The sequence below is a fragment of the Mycobacterium shottsii genome, from assembly GCF_010728525.1.
GTDB classification, from domain to species: domain Bacteria; phylum Actinomycetota; class Actinomycetes; order Mycobacteriales; family Mycobacteriaceae; genus Mycobacterium; species Mycobacterium marinum.
This window is the reverse complement of the sequence record NZ_AP022572.1, coordinates 3,269,637-3,284,523: the sequence shown is the minus strand read 5'-3', so window position 1 is coordinate 3,284,523 and position 14,887 is coordinate 3,269,637. Positions and strand designations below refer to the sequence as shown.

Annotated in this window: 9 protein-coding genes and 7 pseudogenes; 8 read left to right on the top strand and 8 right to left on the bottom strand. The window is 64.4% G+C overall.

Features of this window, described 5'->3' with window-relative positions; translation table 11 throughout:
- Positions 1 to 4: 4 nt before the first annotated feature.
- Positions 5 to 1,033 carry an Rv2578c family radical SAM protein gene (locus G6N41_RS15200; protein WP_198913245.1) on the bottom strand — a complete coding sequence of 343 codons (1,029 nt, stop codon included), beginning with the start codon at positions 1,031 to 1,033 and terminating at the stop codon, positions 5 to 7.
- A gap of 262 nt (positions 1,034 to 1,295) precedes the next feature.
- Between G6N41_RS15200 and istA the strand changes: the two are divergent.
- Positions 1,296 to 2,558, top strand: a pseudogene (gene istA / locus G6N41_RS15195) (IS21 family transposase); the annotation flags it as partial.
- Between the two features lie 11 nt (positions 2,559 to 2,569).
- Here the strand turns inward: istA and G6N41_RS15190 are convergent.
- Positions 2,570 to 3,441 (bottom strand): annotated as a pseudogene (locus G6N41_RS15190) (IS5 family transposase).
- 46 nt (positions 3,442 to 3,487) lie between these two features.
- Here G6N41_RS15190 and G6N41_RS15185 point away from each other — a divergent pair.
- A pseudogene (locus G6N41_RS15185) lies at positions 3,488 to 3,748 on the top strand (IS21 family transposase); the annotation flags it as partial.
- The gene (istB, locus tag G6N41_RS15180) at positions 3,745 to 4,557 is read left to right on the top strand and encodes an IS21-like element helper ATPase IstB (protein WP_198913244.1); all 813 of its coding nucleotides are present in this window, start codon (positions 3,745 to 3,747) and stop codon (positions 4,555 to 4,557) included. The pseudogene G6N41_RS15185 and the gene istB, both read left to right, overlap by 4 nt.
- Before the next feature lie 226 nt (positions 4,558 to 4,783).
- Here istB and G6N41_RS15175 read toward each other — a convergent pair.
- Together G6N41_RS15175 and G6N41_RS15170 are read right to left on the bottom strand one after the other, a co-directional pair.
- Positions 4,784 to 5,655: pseudogene (locus tag G6N41_RS15175) on the bottom strand (IS5 family transposase).
- 149 nt (positions 5,656 to 5,804) lie between these two features.
- Positions 5,805 to 6,203: a sensor domain-containing protein gene (locus G6N41_RS15170; protein ID WP_231608512.1), complete on the bottom strand. Its 399-nt coding sequence runs from the start codon at positions 6,201 to 6,203 to the stop codon at positions 5,805 to 5,807.
- Between the two features lie 99 nt (positions 6,204 to 6,302).
- Between G6N41_RS15170 and G6N41_RS15165 the strand changes: the two genes are divergently transcribed.
- Entirely contained in the window at positions 6,303 to 6,551 is a 249-nt protein-coding gene (locus tag G6N41_RS15165; protein ID WP_198968059.1) for a hypothetical protein, read from the top strand.
- A gap of 183 nt (positions 6,552 to 6,734) precedes the next feature.
- Here G6N41_RS15165 and G6N41_RS15160 read toward each other — a convergent pair whose 3' ends face one another.
- The 3 genes from G6N41_RS15160 to G6N41_RS29605 form a co-directional block, all read right to left on the bottom strand.
- Complete coding sequence (locus tag G6N41_RS15160) at positions 6,735 to 7,307, bottom strand: hypothetical protein (RefSeq protein ID WP_231608511.1); 573 nt, start codon at positions 7,305 to 7,307, stop codon at positions 6,735 to 6,737.
- Positions 7,304 to 7,459, bottom strand: a complete 156-nt coding sequence (locus G6N41_RS28645; protein ID WP_231608505.1) for a hypothetical protein — start codon at positions 7,457 to 7,459, stop codon at positions 7,304 to 7,306. The genes G6N41_RS15160 and G6N41_RS28645 overlap by 4 nt, the downstream gene beginning before the upstream one ends.
- Before the next feature lie 417 nt (positions 7,460 to 7,876).
- The gene (locus tag G6N41_RS29605; RefSeq protein ID WP_259594286.1) at positions 7,877 to 8,062 is read right to left on the bottom strand and encodes a glycine betaine ABC transporter substrate-binding protein; all 186 of its coding nucleotides are present in this window, start codon (positions 8,060 to 8,062) and stop codon (positions 7,877 to 7,879) included.
- On the opposite strand from G6N41_RS29605, the pseudogene G6N41_RS15150 reads away from it, so the two are divergent.
- The 4 genes and pseudogenes from G6N41_RS15150 to G6N41_RS15135 all read left to right on the top strand — a co-directional run bounded on the left by G6N41_RS15150 (position 8,058) and on the right by G6N41_RS15135 (position 11,509).
- Positions 8,058 to 8,929: pseudogene (locus tag G6N41_RS15150) on the top strand (IS5 family transposase). The gene G6N41_RS29605 and the pseudogene G6N41_RS15150 sit on opposite strands and share 5 nt — an antisense overlap.
- Complete coding sequence (locus G6N41_RS15145; protein ID WP_198913243.1) at positions 8,883 to 9,158, top strand: hypothetical protein; 276 nt, start codon at positions 8,883 to 8,885, stop codon at positions 9,156 to 9,158. Before G6N41_RS15150 ends, G6N41_RS15145 begins: the two are co-directional and overlap by 47 nt.
- A 21-nt stretch (positions 9,159 to 9,179) precedes the next feature.
- Entirely contained in the window at positions 9,180 to 10,274 is a 1,095-nt protein-coding gene (locus G6N41_RS15140; protein WP_321573790.1) for a HigA family addiction module antitoxin, read from the top strand.
- A 118-nt stretch (positions 10,275 to 10,392) separates the two neighbouring features.
- Positions 10,393 to 11,509, top strand: a pseudogene (locus tag G6N41_RS15135) (IS3-like element ISMyma1 family transposase).
- 190 nt (positions 11,510 to 11,699) lie between these two features.
- Here the strand turns inward: G6N41_RS15135 and mobF are convergent.
- A pseudogene (mobF, locus tag G6N41_RS15130) lies at positions 11,700 to 14,504 on the bottom strand (MobF family relaxase).
- Positions 14,505 to 14,887 lie beyond the last annotated feature (383 nt).

The window sequence follows — 14,887 nt, the reverse complement described above, 5'->3', positions numbered from 1 at the left end:
CGCGTCAAAATAGGGTCGCCTGCTCGGGAACGGGCATCACCTCCGCTTCGGCGACCGGCGAGGACGGGCGCGCGGTACCGCCCAGCCGATGCTTGGCGACCAGTGGCGCCACGCGTTGCCTGAGCATGTCGCGGTAGTACGGCGGCAAGTAGGCACCGCGCCGGTACAGCTCCCGATACGTGCCGACGAGGTCCGGGTGCGCCCGGGCCAGCCAGGACATGAACCAACCGCGCGTCGCTCCGCGCAGATGCAGCCCGAAAGCCGTGACACCGGTAGCACCGGCCGCCGCGATCTGGCCGAGCAAGAGATCGAGGTGCGCAGCGGAGTCGGTGAGGTGCGGTAGCACCGGGGCGACCATCACATGACAATCCAGACCGGCGTCGCGGATTGCGGCGATCAGACCCAGCCGGGCCTGCGGGGCCGGCGTGCCGGGCTCGACCTCCTTGTGCAGGTCCGGGTCGGCGATGGCCAGCGACACGGCCACCGACACCGGCACCTGCCCGGATGCCTCCGCCAGCAGTGGCAGATCCCGGCGCAGCAGTGTGCCCTTGGTCAGGATGGACAGCGGGGTTCCCCATCCGGCGAGCGCGCCAATGATTCCCGGCATCAGCGCGTAACGGCCCTCCGCGCGCTGGTAGGGATCGGTGTTGGTGCCGAGCGCGACGGTCTCGCGCCGCCACGATGGCCGGCGTAACTCACGGCGCAGCACTTCGGCGACATTGGTCTTGACCACGATCTGGGTATCGAAATCCGCACCCGAGTCGAAGTCGAGGTACTCATGGGTGGGACGGGCGAAACAGTAACGACAGGCATGCGTGCAGCCGCGGTAGCCGTTGACGGTGTAGCGGAAAGGCAACGCGGCGGCGTTGGGCACCTTGTTCAGCGCGGACTTGCAGAGCACTTCATGGAACGTCATGCCCTCGAAGTGCGGCGAGCGGACGCTTCGAACCAACCCGATGCGCTGCAGCCCGGGTAACGCTCCGTCATCGACGGGTTCCCCGTTGACCGCCAGGGCCTGGGCACACCAGCGCATACCACATATTCGAACACTAGTTCGATTTCTAGTCAAGCGCCTGACTAGCTGGCAGGGCCGCGGTTCCTCGACAGAGGCGCAGGTGCGGGTCTGCAAGTTGTCCGTGGCCATGAAAAAGTAGCCACTGGTGGCCAAGTCGAGGTATCCAGTTTTGGCCAGATAAAAGTATCCACCCCGTGTTCGTCGTGTCGATCAGGAACTGTGGGCCCCGATGGTGACGGTGAAGGCGCCAACCAATGGCCATCACCACCGGGGAGTTCCATTGAAGTCTGTGAAGGACCGCATGGACATCATTTCTGCCGATCAACAGCTCGGGTCGTACCGGGCCGCCGCCGACGCGTGCGGCACCACGCATCGCACCGTCAAGAAGATCATCGACAAATTCGAGGCCGACCAGGCCGGCATACCGCCGGCACGGCGGGCCGAACGAGGGCACAACTACGATTCGGTGGCCGAGCTGGTCGCCGAACGTGTCGAGAAATCTGGAGGCCGGATCTCGGCCAAGCGGCTGCTGCCGATCGCCCGCACCGCAGGCTACCAAGGCTCGGATCGCAACTTCCGGCGTCTTGTTGCCGAGGCGAAGACGTTGTGGCGCAGCGCCAATCACTGCGGGCGCCGTCCAGCGGTATGGTCACCAGGGCAGTACCTGGTGATCGACTGGGCCCAAGCGGCACCGGGATTGTTCCTGTTCTGCGCGGTGCTGGCATTCTCCCGGTGGCGATTCGTGCGTTTCGCCGCCGACCAGAAGGCCTCGACCACGCTGGCGTTGATCGCCGAAACCCTGTCGGCGATCGGCGGGGTCCCGGCGTGGGTGCTGGCTGATCGGATGGCCTGCCTCAAAGGCGGGGTAGTCGCCAATGTGGTCGTCCCGACCCCGGATTACATCCGACTGGCCACCCATTACGGGTTCGCCCCGGACTTCTGTCACGCCAACGACCCACAATCCAAGGGCATCGTGGAGAACCTGTGCGGCTATGCCCAACGCGACCTGGCGGTGCCGCTGCTGACCCAGTCCGCTGTCGACGGCGTGCCGATCGACATCCGGGCCGCCAACGCCGCTGCGGCGGCGTGGTGCGACGAGGTCAATGCCCTGGCGCACTCGGAGATTCAGGCGATTCCCGACGAACGGTTGGTCTCCGAACGCCAAGTACTGCAACCACTTCCATCGTTGCGCTTACAGATCGGGGCGCCCACGGTGCTGCGCAAGGTCGACCGACTCTCCTGTGTGCGCTACGGCTCGGCCCGCTACTCGGTACCCACCCGGCTGATCGGCACCACCGTGGCGGTGGTGGTCGATCACGGCGCGGTCTGCCTGGTCGAACCGGCTACCGGGATGATCGTGGCCGAACACGAACTGGTCGCCCCAGGCTCAGCGTCGATCCTCGATGAGCACTACGACGGGCCAAGGCTGGCACCGAGTCGGGGCCCGCGGCCCAAGACCAGCGTGGAGAAGCAGTTCTGCGCCCTCGGCGCGGACGCCGAGGCATTCCTCGTCGGCGCCGCGGCGATCGGCAACACCCGACTAGGTCCTGTCTGCTAATTGCGGACGCGGTGGTAGGTGATGATGGCGGCCAGGGTGACACCGCCGAGGTAGGTCAGGGCGTATTTGTCGTAGCAGGTGGCGACCGCGCGCCAGTGTTTGAGCCGGTTGAAGCTTCGCTCGACGGTGTTGCGGTGCTTGTAGATTCGGCCTGAGAACCCCGGAGGCCGTCCTCTGTTGCGGCCTTTGGCTTTGCGGCGGGTGATCTGGTCGCTGCGCTCGGGGATGGTGTGGGCGATCTTGAGCCGGCGCAGCTGTGCCCGCGTCGAGTCATGGGAGTACGCCTTGTCCGCCAGCAGGTGAAACGGGGCGTCTGAGTTGCTGCACCGGGCGGCCAGCAGTGGCCAAAGCATCGGATTATCACCGGCTTGACCGGCCGACAGTGCCAGGGTGACCGGACTGCACAGCTGGTCGGTCAAGGCGTGGATCTTGGTAGTCAGCCCGCCGCGGGAACGCCCAATGGCGTGGTCATCGGGCTCATCGAGATATTTCTTGTAATTCGACAGATCCCCCTGTGCGGCGCCCGGGGCGCTCCGGCTGCGTGTTGGTGGGCGCGCACACTGGTCGAATCGACCGACAACAGTGCGCCCAGGTCGGCGTCCTCGGCGTCGAGGTCAGAGGCGATCGCCGCGAAGATCCGCGCGTAGATGCCATCGACCGACCAGCGTAGATGCCTCTCGGCCACCGATTGCCAGGGACCGAAGTGCTCGGGCAGGTCACACCACGGAGATCCCGTACGGTAACGCCAGATAATGCCCTCCAGAGTACGTCGATGATCGTTCCACGGCCGGCCACGCCGCCGCCCCGCAGGCAACACCGCCACGATCAGCGACCACAAATCATCAGAAATCGCATGCGTCCGCATCACCCAAACAGCATCAGCCAAAACACCATTCACATTAAGCAGACAGGACCTAGCCGCAGAGCTGGAGATCCTGCTCGCCCTGGGGGCCGCCCACGGCACCGACGCGCTGATCGCGGCGCTGCACCGGGCGGTGGCGTTTCGCCGGTTCCGGGCCGCCGACGTGCGCTCCATCCTGGCCGCGGGCACCGGAACCCCACAACCCCGCCCTGCCGGGGATGCGCTGATTCTGGACCTACCGGTCGCCCCGATGCGTTCCCTGGACGCCTACAAGATCGGACCCGTCGGAGCCGATGACGAGGTGATCTCATGACCACGACATCACCAACGACTGCCGTCGAACCCGTGGCGCCGCCGTCGGTGCCGCCGCTGGCCGCTGATCTGGATGCCGGGCTGCGGCGGTTGAAGTTGGCCGCGGTGCGGCGCAGCGCACCCGAGGTCTTGCTGACCGCCAAGACCCAACGCTGGACTCCTGAGGAAGTGCTGCGCACGCTCGTCGAGACCGAACTGGCCGCCCGGGATGCCTCCAACATCGTCAACCGGCTCAAGGCCGCCGCGTTCCCCGTCTCGAAAACGTTGGAGTCCTTCGACGTGGCCGCCTCGTCGATCCCGCCGAAGGTTTTCGACTACCTGTCAAGTCTGGAATGGATACGGGCCCAACAGAACCTGGCGATCATCGGCCCGGCCGGCACCGGCAAATCCCACACCCTGATCGGGTTGGGGACCGCGGCGATCCACGCCGGGCTCAGGGTCCGCTACTTCACCGCCGCTGATCTCGTCGAGACCCTCTACCGCGGCCTGGCCGACAACACCGTCGGCAAGATCATCGAATCGCTGCTGCGGGTCGACCTGATCATCTTGGACGAACTCGGCTTCGCCCCACTCGATGACACCGGTACCCAACTGCTGTTCCGCTTGGTCGCCGGCGCCTACGAACGCCGCAGCCTGGCCATCGGGTCACACTGGCCCTTCGAACAATGGGGCCGGTTCCTGCCCGAGCAGACCACCGCAGTCAGCATCCTCAACCGCCTGCTACACCACGCCACCCTCGTCATCACCGACGGCGACTCCTACCGCATGAAGGACGCCCAGCACCGGAAGGAGCAACCCACACCAACCTAGGAACTACCGCCCGGGGTGGATACTTCTATCTGGCCACCAGCGGATACTTCAACTTGGCCATTGACATGGGTTCGCCTTGACGCCGTCCGGGCCAAGAATCATGTACTAGAGCGCGCCAGGCGGTGGGCCTGACGTCGAGAACGAGTGGGTGCAATCCGCTCACCGCGGGTGCCCACCCCAAGACAGTCGAGTTCTTCAACACCGCTACGCACTTAGGTCCTGTCTGCTAATTGCGGACGCGGTGGTAGGTGATGATGGCGGCCAGGGTGACACCGCCGAGGTAGGTCAGGGCGTATTTGTCGTAGCGGGTGGCGACCGCGCGCCAGTGTTTGAGCCGGTTGAAGCTTCGCTCGACGGTGTTGCGGTGCTTGTAGATTCGGCCTGAGAACCCCGGAGGCCGTCCTCTGTTGCGGCCTTTGGCTTTGCGGCGGGTGATCTGGTCGCTGCGCTCGGGGATGGTATGGGCGATCTTGAGCCGGCGCAGCTGTGCCCGCGTCGAGTCATGGGAGTACGCCTTGTCCGCCAGCAGGTGATACGGGGCGTATGAGTTGCTGCACCGGGCGGCCAGCAGTGGCCAAAGCATCGGATTATCACCGGCTTGACCGGCCGACAGTGCCAGGGTGACCGGACTGCACAGCTGGTCGGTCAAGGCGTGGATCTTGGTAGTCAGCCCGCCGCGGGAACGCCCAATGGCGTGGTCATCGGGCTCATCGAGATATTTCTTGTAATTCGACAGATCCCCCTGTGCGGCGCCCGGGGCGCTCCGGCTGCGTGTTGGTGGGCGCGCACACTGGTCGAATCGACCGACAACAGTGCGCCCAGGTCGGCGTCCTCGGCGTCGAGGTCAGAGGCGATCGCCGCGAAGATCCGCGCGTAGATGCCATCGACCGACCAGCGTAGATGCCTCTCGGCCACCGATTGCCAGGGACCGAAGTGCTCGGGCAGGTCACACCACGGAGATCCCGCACGGTAACGCCAGATAATGCCCTCCAGAGTACGTCGATGATCGTTCCACGGCCGGCCACGCCGCCGCCCCGCAGGCAACACCGCCACGATCAGCGACCACAAATCATCAGAAATCGCATGCGTCCGCATCACCCAAACAGCATCAGCCAAAACACCATTCACATTAAGCAGACACGCCCTAGAAGATCCCAAGGTCCTATTCGCTGGAATTTCTCTAAACCAGAAGCCGAATTGCTCGCTGTCGCCGTTGGCGAGCTGCCGCCCAGAACGGGCCTGAGTAACTACTTCATGCGATCGGTGATCGCATCAACTACAGCATTCGCTGTCTGCTCAGACTGCGGAAGACCCAACACCGCCACATCAATCAGTACCGAAGATTGCAGGCGATACATCACATTCCATCGATCCGACTTAAGGGCCACGGTCGAGGGATTCGGCTGAGCGATTGTGAAATCGTAGTGTTTAGCCTGCATATCGGAACATGCTGTCAGCGCCGGAACAAGTCGATCGAACGCGTCGCGCGCCGCACCATCATCCGGATAGATGCCGATCCCTGTGTGACAACCGCAGCCATATGAGGTTGCCCCGGCCCGGTGTTGATTGTTCCGTTGTATGTCACCGACCGAAACTGTGCCCAGCCGCTGCCGAACACAACGTTCTGGTCGAAGACCGCACGGCATGGCCCCGGAGCGTCCGAGTCCGTGTGGCGCGGTGAGCGCACGTCTGATCCCTGCTCTGACGTGAGGCCATCGAAGCTAGCGATACGGCGCACGTCATCGATGCCGACGATCAAGGAGTCGGTAGTCACGCCCGGTGCGGCTTCGGCACTTGTGTTGACACATGCGGATATCGCGGCGACACAACAGCCGATGACCGCCGAGTTGCCCACCGCAGCCACCACCGAGCGAATCGCGGACAGAGACCCACCCGCCGATCGCCGTCGCCAAAGGAATTGCGAATTCATCGGATTGAAGATCGCAGAACTCCTATCCCAGGTCAATCTGCTCTTCACAGCCCGAAGCGACTAGCGGCTCGCGCGCCGGAACGCTGGCGAGTCCATTGAGTCGTATGGCACGACACGCGCGCAGTTCTCCGCTGGCGCGCAGAACGACGATTGCCCCGGATTGGCGGCATCGGTAGCCATCGTCTCACCGGTTGCACACTTGGCGGCACCCGGTATCCCCGGGAGGATAGGTCGCGGCTTCTGGTAGCTACTCCGGCGGTGCCTCGTTGAGGGTGTCGCTGTCGGCGGTGACGCCCGCGGTGACATCGAGCCGCATGGCTTCCAGTTCCGAGTCCGGTACCAGATCTTCAATGCAGGCTTGCGAGGCGCCGAGGTAGGTGCTGTCAAAGTCGATTTCGGTGGCTAGGCACCAGGTGTGGTCGTCTGGCCAGCACAGGTTGGCGGAGAGGTGCCACGAGTGGCCGCTGTCGGTGCTCAATGACTGGGTGAGTGCGGCGAGGGGGCCGTGAGCAAGATGGTAGTCGCGGTTGGGGAGCGCGAAGGTCGGTCTGTCATGAAAGGCCTGGTAGAGTTCGCCGCGGCCGGCCCACACCGCAAACCAGCAGTGGTCAGCGATCGTGGTGTGGTGCGACAGAACGCGGGCGAGCGAGGCAGCGGTGCCGGGAGGCAGCGTTCCTACCGTTGGTGCTTCGTCGAAGAGACCGGGTTGACTATCGGAGTACCCCGAGACATATCGAGACCGGTAGCCGATCAATCGGGTGAACTGCATCTGCGGATGGACGATTTTTCGGTTAGCTCGGGCGATCTGAGCCCAGCTCACGGCGTCACCGTGGTTGTCGGCGGGTGGAACACTCGAGCGTAGGCGGCAAAGGTGTCCGGGACTACCGACCCGACGTTCTCAGCAAAGCTGCGCATGCTTTCGGTCAACCACCGCGCCGAGCCGAGATCATCGACAACCTCCAAACCACCCACCGCAACCACGTCATCTACCGTAAAGCGCCCGGTACAAAGTCGCACGTGCTTCGTTTCAGGAAACTCGAGAGTGATCCGATCCCTCTCGCAGAATGTTGTAGACGTGTCTCTTCAGGTTGTGGTCGTCAGGCTCTCGCCAGTGTCAGTGCAACTGGGTACACCGGGAAAGCCCGACGTGCAATGGGCCTTTCTTGATCGGCACCTCATAGACCAGGGCTCCACCTTGACTTCTTACCGGACGAGAATGCGAAATCGGGTTCCTGACTGCGTTCGGGTCGATCAGCCACGTTGTCCAGTGCTGATCGCGCGCCCCCGGTGAATCAGTGGGACCGACTATCGGGGACCTCCCACGCCCAGGCGAGATTGGCTGCGGTGCAGCGCAATCCGTCAGGTGCGGATCGGCAGCAGCCGAGACGGTCAGCCGTTCCCGTCCGGTTCGCCGATCACCCGGCCGAGATCACTGATCTTCGTCAGGCCGTAGTGCGCCGCGGTCGAGGCGGTCACGACGATGCCGTTCTTGTTCTGCGCTGGCGCCGGCTGCAGAGCGACTAGGGCGTGTCTGCTTAATGTGAATGGTGTTTTGGCTGATGCTGTTTGGGTGATGCGGACGCATGCGATTTCTGATGATTTGTGGTCGCTGATCGTGGCGGTGTTGCCTGCGGGGCGGCGGCGTGGCCGGCCGTGGAACGATCATCGACGTACTCTGGAGGGCATTATCTGGCGTTACCGTACGGGATCTCCGTGGTGTGACCTGCCCGAGCACTTCGGTCCCTGGCAATCGGTGGCCGAGAGGCATCTACGCTGGTCGGTCGATGGCATCTACGCGCGGATCTTCGCGGCGATCGCCTCTGACCTCGACGCCGAGGACGCCGACCTGGGCGCACTGTTGTCGGTCGATTCGACCAGTGTGCGCGCCCACCAACACGCAGCCGGAGCGCCCCGGGCGCCGCACAGGGGGATCTGTCGAATTACAAGAAATATCTCGATGAGCCCGATGACCACGCCATTGGGCATTCCCGCGGCGGGCTGACTACCAAGATCCACGCCTTGACCGACCAGCTGTGCAGTCCGGTCACCCTGGCACTGTCGGCCGGTCAAGCCGGTGATAATCCGATGCTTTGGCCATTGCTGGCCGCCCGGTGCAGCAACTCATACGCCCCGTTTCGCCTGCTGGCGGACAAGGCGTACTCCCATGACTCGACGCGGGCACAGCTGCGCCGGCTCAAGATCGCCCACACCATCCCCGAGCGCAGCGACCAGATCACCCGCCGCAAAGCCAAAGGCCGCAACAGAGGACGGCCTCCGGGGTTCTCAGGCCGAATCTACAAGCACCGCAACACCGTCGAGCGAAGCTTCAACCGGCTCAAACACTGGCGCGCGGTCGCCACCCGCTACGACAAATACGCCCTGACCTACCTCGGCGGTGTCACCCTGGCCGCCATCATCACCTACCACCGCGTCCGCAATTAGCAGACAGGACCTAGTCGCAGCGCCCACTCTGGACGAATTCCGTCGTCTCCCGGGGCGCTGCCATGAGCTCGACGGGAACCGCCGCGGGCAGCTCGCGCTCGATGTGGAGGGCGGAAGGCGCCTCATCTTTTCGCCGAACGGATCCAACATCCGCCGCGCCGATGGCGGATTGGACTGGGCTCTAGTGGAATCGGTGTGCGTACTGGAGGTCGTGGACTATCACGATTGACATGCGTGGAAACGGACGCCAATGCCGAACCATATGAATCCTACGCGGGCATTTCAACCCGACTATGCCAGCGCTCCAGGTGCGACAGTCGCCGACATGCTTGATCAGGTGGGTATGACGCAGATGGAGCTCGCACAGCGCTTGGGCGTATCACCGAAGCACATCAACCAGGTCGTGAAGGGCGTAGCGTCGATCTCAGCTGAACTGGCGCTTGGGCTCGAGAAGGTGTTCGGAGTCTCAACAGCCTTCTGGCTAAACAGACAATCGCTCTATCGAGCGGACATCGCACGGCAGAAAGAGAGTCGCGAACTCGCGTCCGCGCTGGACTGGGCGAAGAGCTTTCCTGTGGCCGAGCTCCGAAAGCGTCGCCTCATCTCGAGCAGCACCGGACCGGATCTTGTCAACGAGCTGCTGCATTTCTTCGCCATAGCGAGTCCAAAGCTGTGGTCCGATCCTGTCGCCGCGTATAGGAAGTCACAGCGATTCGAAAGCGATGAGAAGGCCCTTGCGACGTGGCTGCGCCTGGGCGAGATCGAGGCGGCGGCGATCGAATGCGCGCCCTTTGACAACGAGCGCTTTCATGAAGCAGTCCGCGAAGCCCGGGGGCTGACAAGACTGAATCCCGCCGAATGGGAACCGGCGCTCATTCGTATTTGCGCCCACGCAGGCGTCGCCGTAGTCATTGTTGATACGTTCCGCGGCACCCGGGCGAATGGCGCAACAAGATGGCTCTCCCCCACGAAAGCGCTGATCCAGATGAGCCTTCGTCACCGCTGGGAGGACATCTTCTGGTTCAGCTTCTTCCATGAAGCTGCGCATGTACTCCTCCATGGCAAGAAACGCATCTTCATTGAGGGAACCGGCCTTCCGCGTGACCACAGCTTGCAGCAATGGGAAGAGGAGGCCGACCGTTTCGCCTCCCGCACGCTGGTTCCTCCCGAACACGATCATGAACTTCGGCGACTAACGCTCACTGACATCCCGACGTTCGCTGAGCAAATCGGGGTCGATCCCGGAATCGTAGTTGGCCGCCTGCAACACGAGCGCCTAATCCCCAACCAGCGCGGAAACGAGCTCCGTCACCGTCTAGCCTTCGCCGAGCAAGAACCGCAGTAACACGTCAAATTCCGTGGGAAATCGGCCTCGACTCGCATTGGCCTGACCCCGATCGGTTGATCCACGGCTTGTGAGAGTCTTGTGGCCCACGTTGTGGGCAGGAAGGCTCGACAAGATCATGGCGACGAGGAAACGGCACAGTCCGGAGCAGATTGTGCGCAAGCTGATGACCGCGGACGGGCTGTTGGCCGAGTGCAAGGACACCGCGGCGGTCTGCCGCGAGCTGGGGGTCTCTGAGGCTACCTACCACCGGTGGCGCAACCAGTTCGGCGGCCTGAAGGCCGAGGACGCTAAACGGCTCAAGGACCTCGAACGCGAGAACGCCGCACTCAAAAGGTTGTTGGCCGATGCCGAGTTGGAGAAGGACGCGCTGTGGGAGATCGCCCGGGGAAACTTTTAGGCCCGGAGCGCCGGCGGGCGGCCGTTCGTCATCTCCAGCGCGTGCTGGGGGTCAGCGAGCGGTTTGCCTGCCGCGTCACCGGACAGCACCGCGCCACCCAACGCCACGAACCGGTTGCGGGCACGCCGGCCGATCCGGACGCCGCTCTGAGGGAGTGGCTACGCGACTACGCCAACAAGCATCCTCGTCGCGGGTTCCGACCGGCCTACCACGATGCCCGCGGCGAAGGCTGGGAAGTGAACCATAAGAAGGTGCAACGGCTTTGGCGTGAGGAAGGACTGCGGGTCCCGCAGCGTCGCAAGTGCAAACGGCACGGCACCTCCACCGCCCCGCCAGAGGTAGTCGCCGATGCACCCGATCGGGTGTGGGCGGTGGACTTCCAGTTCGACGTGACCACCGATGGGCGGCCGATCAAGATCGTGTCGATCATCGACGAGCACACCCGCCAATGCCTCGGCGGTATGGTCGAGCGCAGCATCACCGGTGATCACCTCACCGAGGAGTTGGGCCGCATAGCCGCCGGGCGCGGGGCCTTACCCGCGGTGCTGCGGTGTGACAACGGACCCGAATGGCTTGCAGCGCAATGGCAGACTGGGCCGAGGGCCAGGTCGGACTCCACTTCATCCCGCCCGGCGAGCCATGGCGCAACGGCTATGTTGAGTCGTTCAACTCCCGCATCCGCGACGAGTGCCTCAACATCAATAGCTTCTGGTCACTGGCCCAGGCCCGTGTCGTCATCGGCGACTGGAAGCACGAGTACAACCATCATCGGCGGCATTCATCGCTGGGCTACCTACCGCCTGCCCGCTATGCTGCCGCCTGTACCCACCGATGAATGACTCTCGTTCGCCGCGGACCAGTTCACGGGGTCAGGCCAGCATCGGACGACTCGGTGCGCGCCGATGTCCTCTGCCTAGCACGCTAGCGGCAAGAAGCCCTGCTGGTCCCAACTACGCGGCTCATTGTCGTCGAACTTCTCTGAGGCCGTCTCCGCTCCCAGCACGGAGAATTTCCCTGCAGCGAATTCATAGGCCTGCCTGGTAGCCGACGTACTGACCTCGGCTGCGGTCGATGTGCTGATCAAGTGTGTACCCGTCGGTGATGTTCATTCCTGCAACGGCGTTACGCCATTGCTGGTAAGTGGTGCATCTTTGCCGGATCGCGTCGGAGCGCCGGCGAAGAAGGCTACGAACGCGTTCAGGTAGCGCCGAAGCGTCAGCGTCTTGTGCGATCTGGTGAGCGGTGCGGGCTTGTTCGTCGTGGTTGGCGACGAGTGTGCGGGCCAGCTGTGCGGCTTCTTTGGCGGTGCCGCGCCGCGGGATATGGGCACCGTCAGATTGGCTGTGCTCGTTTTCACCGGCCATCCGCTCGTGCAGGTAGGCGGTGTTGGTGTCGCGGCCGCGGGTCATGGCGACATAGAACAGTGCGCGGGTGGTGTTTTCGCCAAGAACGGCGTGGGTGGTGTCGGCTGTAACTCCCTGTGCGGAGTGCACGGTGATGGCGTAGCCGTAGGTGATGTGCTCGCGCAGGTATTGCCCGGTGAACGCGGCGCGAGCGCCATCGAGGAGGCGGCGGGCGGCGATGCGATTGTTGTCGGGGTCGACGGCGTAGACGCGCCAGCGGTTTCCGTTGCGCACCGGGTCGGCGTGCTTGTTGATGTCGGTGGCGTCGAAGACGGGCAGGGTGGGGTCGTTGCGGCGGCTGATGATCAGGTCACCGACCGCGATGCGGTGCCCGCGTGCGGCAATGATGGTGGGTCGGTCAGCGGCAATGGTGTCGTGGTGGATGCGGCGATTGAGGGCATCAGTCATCTCGGTGGTATCGCAGATCAGCAAGGCGTTTCTGCCAGCGGCGGTGTCGTGTTTGTAGGCCGTCAGGGCGTCGGCGGCCATGGCGATGGCATCACCCGTGTGCAGCCGGTCGTGGGTGCGGTACCACTCGACGGCGCGGCGCACCGGGGCGGGTCCGCCGTCGCGCAGGGCCAGCGAGGCGGTGCGCTCTTCGGGGTCGCGCATGCGCCAGACTTCGGAGAGTTCCTGGGTCCAGGGCAGATCGGCGCACAGTTGGGCGAACATGCCGCCGCGGGCCTTGACCGGGGCCAGTTGGTGGGCATCTCCGACGAGCACCGTCTTGGTTCTGGCTGTTGTTGTGGCGGTGAGCAGTCGACGTAGATCGTCGGTGCCGACCATGGCGGCTTCGTCGACCACGACCAGGTCGAGGTGGCCCAGCGTGAGGGTGCCGTTATCCAATTCGCGGAGAGCTTTGGCGATGGTGTAGCCGACATCGCCGGCGCCTTCGCGGATGGCGACGTCGACGGCGTTGCCGGTCGGGGCCAGCACGAAGACGCGGCCGCTGTGGCGGCGGCGCACCATCGCCGCCAGCGCTCATAGGGAGGTCGTCTTCCCGGCGCCCGCCGGGGCACTGAGCGGCTGCACCAACCAAGGCGAGATGGCGATGTTTTCCACGGCGCGCTTTTGATCCGGTGACAGCCCGTCGGTGTCGCGTTCCTTCACCCACAATTCCGACCGGGCGTCCCGTGCGTCGACAAGCTCCAGCAGAACGGCTTCTTCGGCCAAGATGCGGCCGAGGGTGAAGCGTTCTTGGCCCTCGCGCTGATGGGGTTGCCGCGCCGCGGTGAGCCGGATCCCTATCTCATCGACGGCGGCCTCGACGAGCCGGCGTGGGCTGTGCTCGGTGTCGACGGGCAGTTGTGCGGCGACGATCTCCACCAGGTCGGCGCGGGTGAACGCGGCCTTGTCGATCTGCTCGGCGGCCGCGGCCAGGCGGCGCCGATCCAACGGCTGCCGTGACGCCTAGCGGCGGGCTTGGCGGGCCGCCCGCCGGGCCGCATCGTCGAGGCGCAGTCCCCGTTCATCGGTGCGCCAGGTGGCCCGCAGCTCGGCGAAAGAAAGTTGTTCGGGTTTGGTCGGGCGGGTGGCTCTTTGGGCGGCGCCCAGCTGTGCGGGCGAAAGGTTTTCGCCGTCAGCCAGCGCCAGATTTCCGGCCGCCCACTCGCGCAACTGGGTGGAGCGTTGGGACCAGCCGGTGATGCTTTCGGGGGCGATGCCGGCGACTTCGGCCATGCCGGTGGCGGGTTCCACCGGCAGCCACTCAAAGCCCAGAGACTGGTGGAGTTCGCGGCGCAACGTGGCCTGGTAGATGACCCCGGCGGCTTTGGCTTCGTGATACAGCGACGTGCCATCAATCGACACCAGCTGGCCATCGGCACGGGCCTGCCGGTTTGGGACGATGACGTGCGTGTGCAGGTGCGGATCGCCCGCACGGGAGGTCTCGTGCTGGTAGGCGATCGCCGCCAAACCGGGCAACCGCACAAGGTCTTTCTCACCCGTCTCCGGGTTGTGTACTCGGGTGTATCCGGCATGGACCGCGAGGTATTCCAGGGCCTCCGAGACCGCGGTCGCGTGCGCGTCAGCGATGGCTTTGTCGGCCACATCGCCGGCCCGAAGCGCGCGGATCAACGACACGCTTTTCGGGGCGCAGAAGGTCAGGTCGAAGCCATGCACGCCCCGCTTGCCGAACGCCCGCCCGCACTGGCCATTGGGTGCCGTGCCGTCGTCGAGCCAGCGCTGAACCGTCTCGGGATCGGCCGGGCCTCCCGCGCGCTGCACGTCGGTCAGGCCGACGAGTTTGGCCGCGGCGTGAGTGTCGCCTGCGCACAGCCAGACCGGAGTGCGGGTGTCGTGCTCGGCGTAGTACTCCCCCAGCCCGCCACCGGCGCGCTGGGCATCTAAGGCGGCCGCGCCAGCGGCACGGGCGGCGTCGTTGTAGTAGTTGATCGACCACCGCGACAGCTTGGCAATCGTCAACACGTCGTACGCCCAGGACCCGAAACCGCCTGGCAAACAACCGCGGCGGTAGCACACGATGTGTGTGCTACCGCTAATCTCGCACACCGGTGTGCAAATGTGCCATAGCAATTGGCGGGTTTCTGGATCTGTTTGCGGTGCAGCAAAAGGCGATCGGGATGAGCGAGAGTCGACGAGAACTATCGGGAAAGACGTTGGACAACAGTATGTCTGAAGCAGGATCGATGGACAACAGAGCAAGGATGCAGACGGGTAGCCGCGTGCGCTCTAAAAAGCGGGTGCACCGCCGCCTCGGCGACCGCGCGCCGCGGCCCCAGGGGCACGCTCGTTCGCTTTGACCGTGGCATAAGCCCGAGGCAGAGCGGATGATGTCCATGTGGGCCAGC

Excerpts from the sequence above, each read along its gene's own strand:
- G6N41_RS15200 (WP_198913245.1), bottom strand. The coding sequence starts at position 1,033 with ATGCGCTGGTGTGCCCAGGCCCTGGCGGTCAACGGGGAACCCGTCGAT.
- istB (WP_198913244.1), top strand. The coding sequence starts at position 3,745 with ATGACCACGACATCACCAACGACTGCCGTCGAACCCGTGGCGCCGCCG.
- G6N41_RS15170 (WP_231608512.1), bottom strand. The coding sequence starts at position 6,203 with ATGCCGTGCGGTCTTCGACCAGAACGTTGTGTTCGGCAGCGGCTGGGC.
- G6N41_RS15165 (WP_198968059.1), top strand. The coding sequence starts at position 6,303 with ATGCCGACGATCAAGGAGTCGGTAGTCACGCCCGGTGCGGCTTCGGCA.
- G6N41_RS15140 (WP_321573790.1), top strand. The coding sequence starts at position 9,180 with ATGCCGAACCATATGAATCCTACGCGGGCATTTCAACCCGACTATGCC.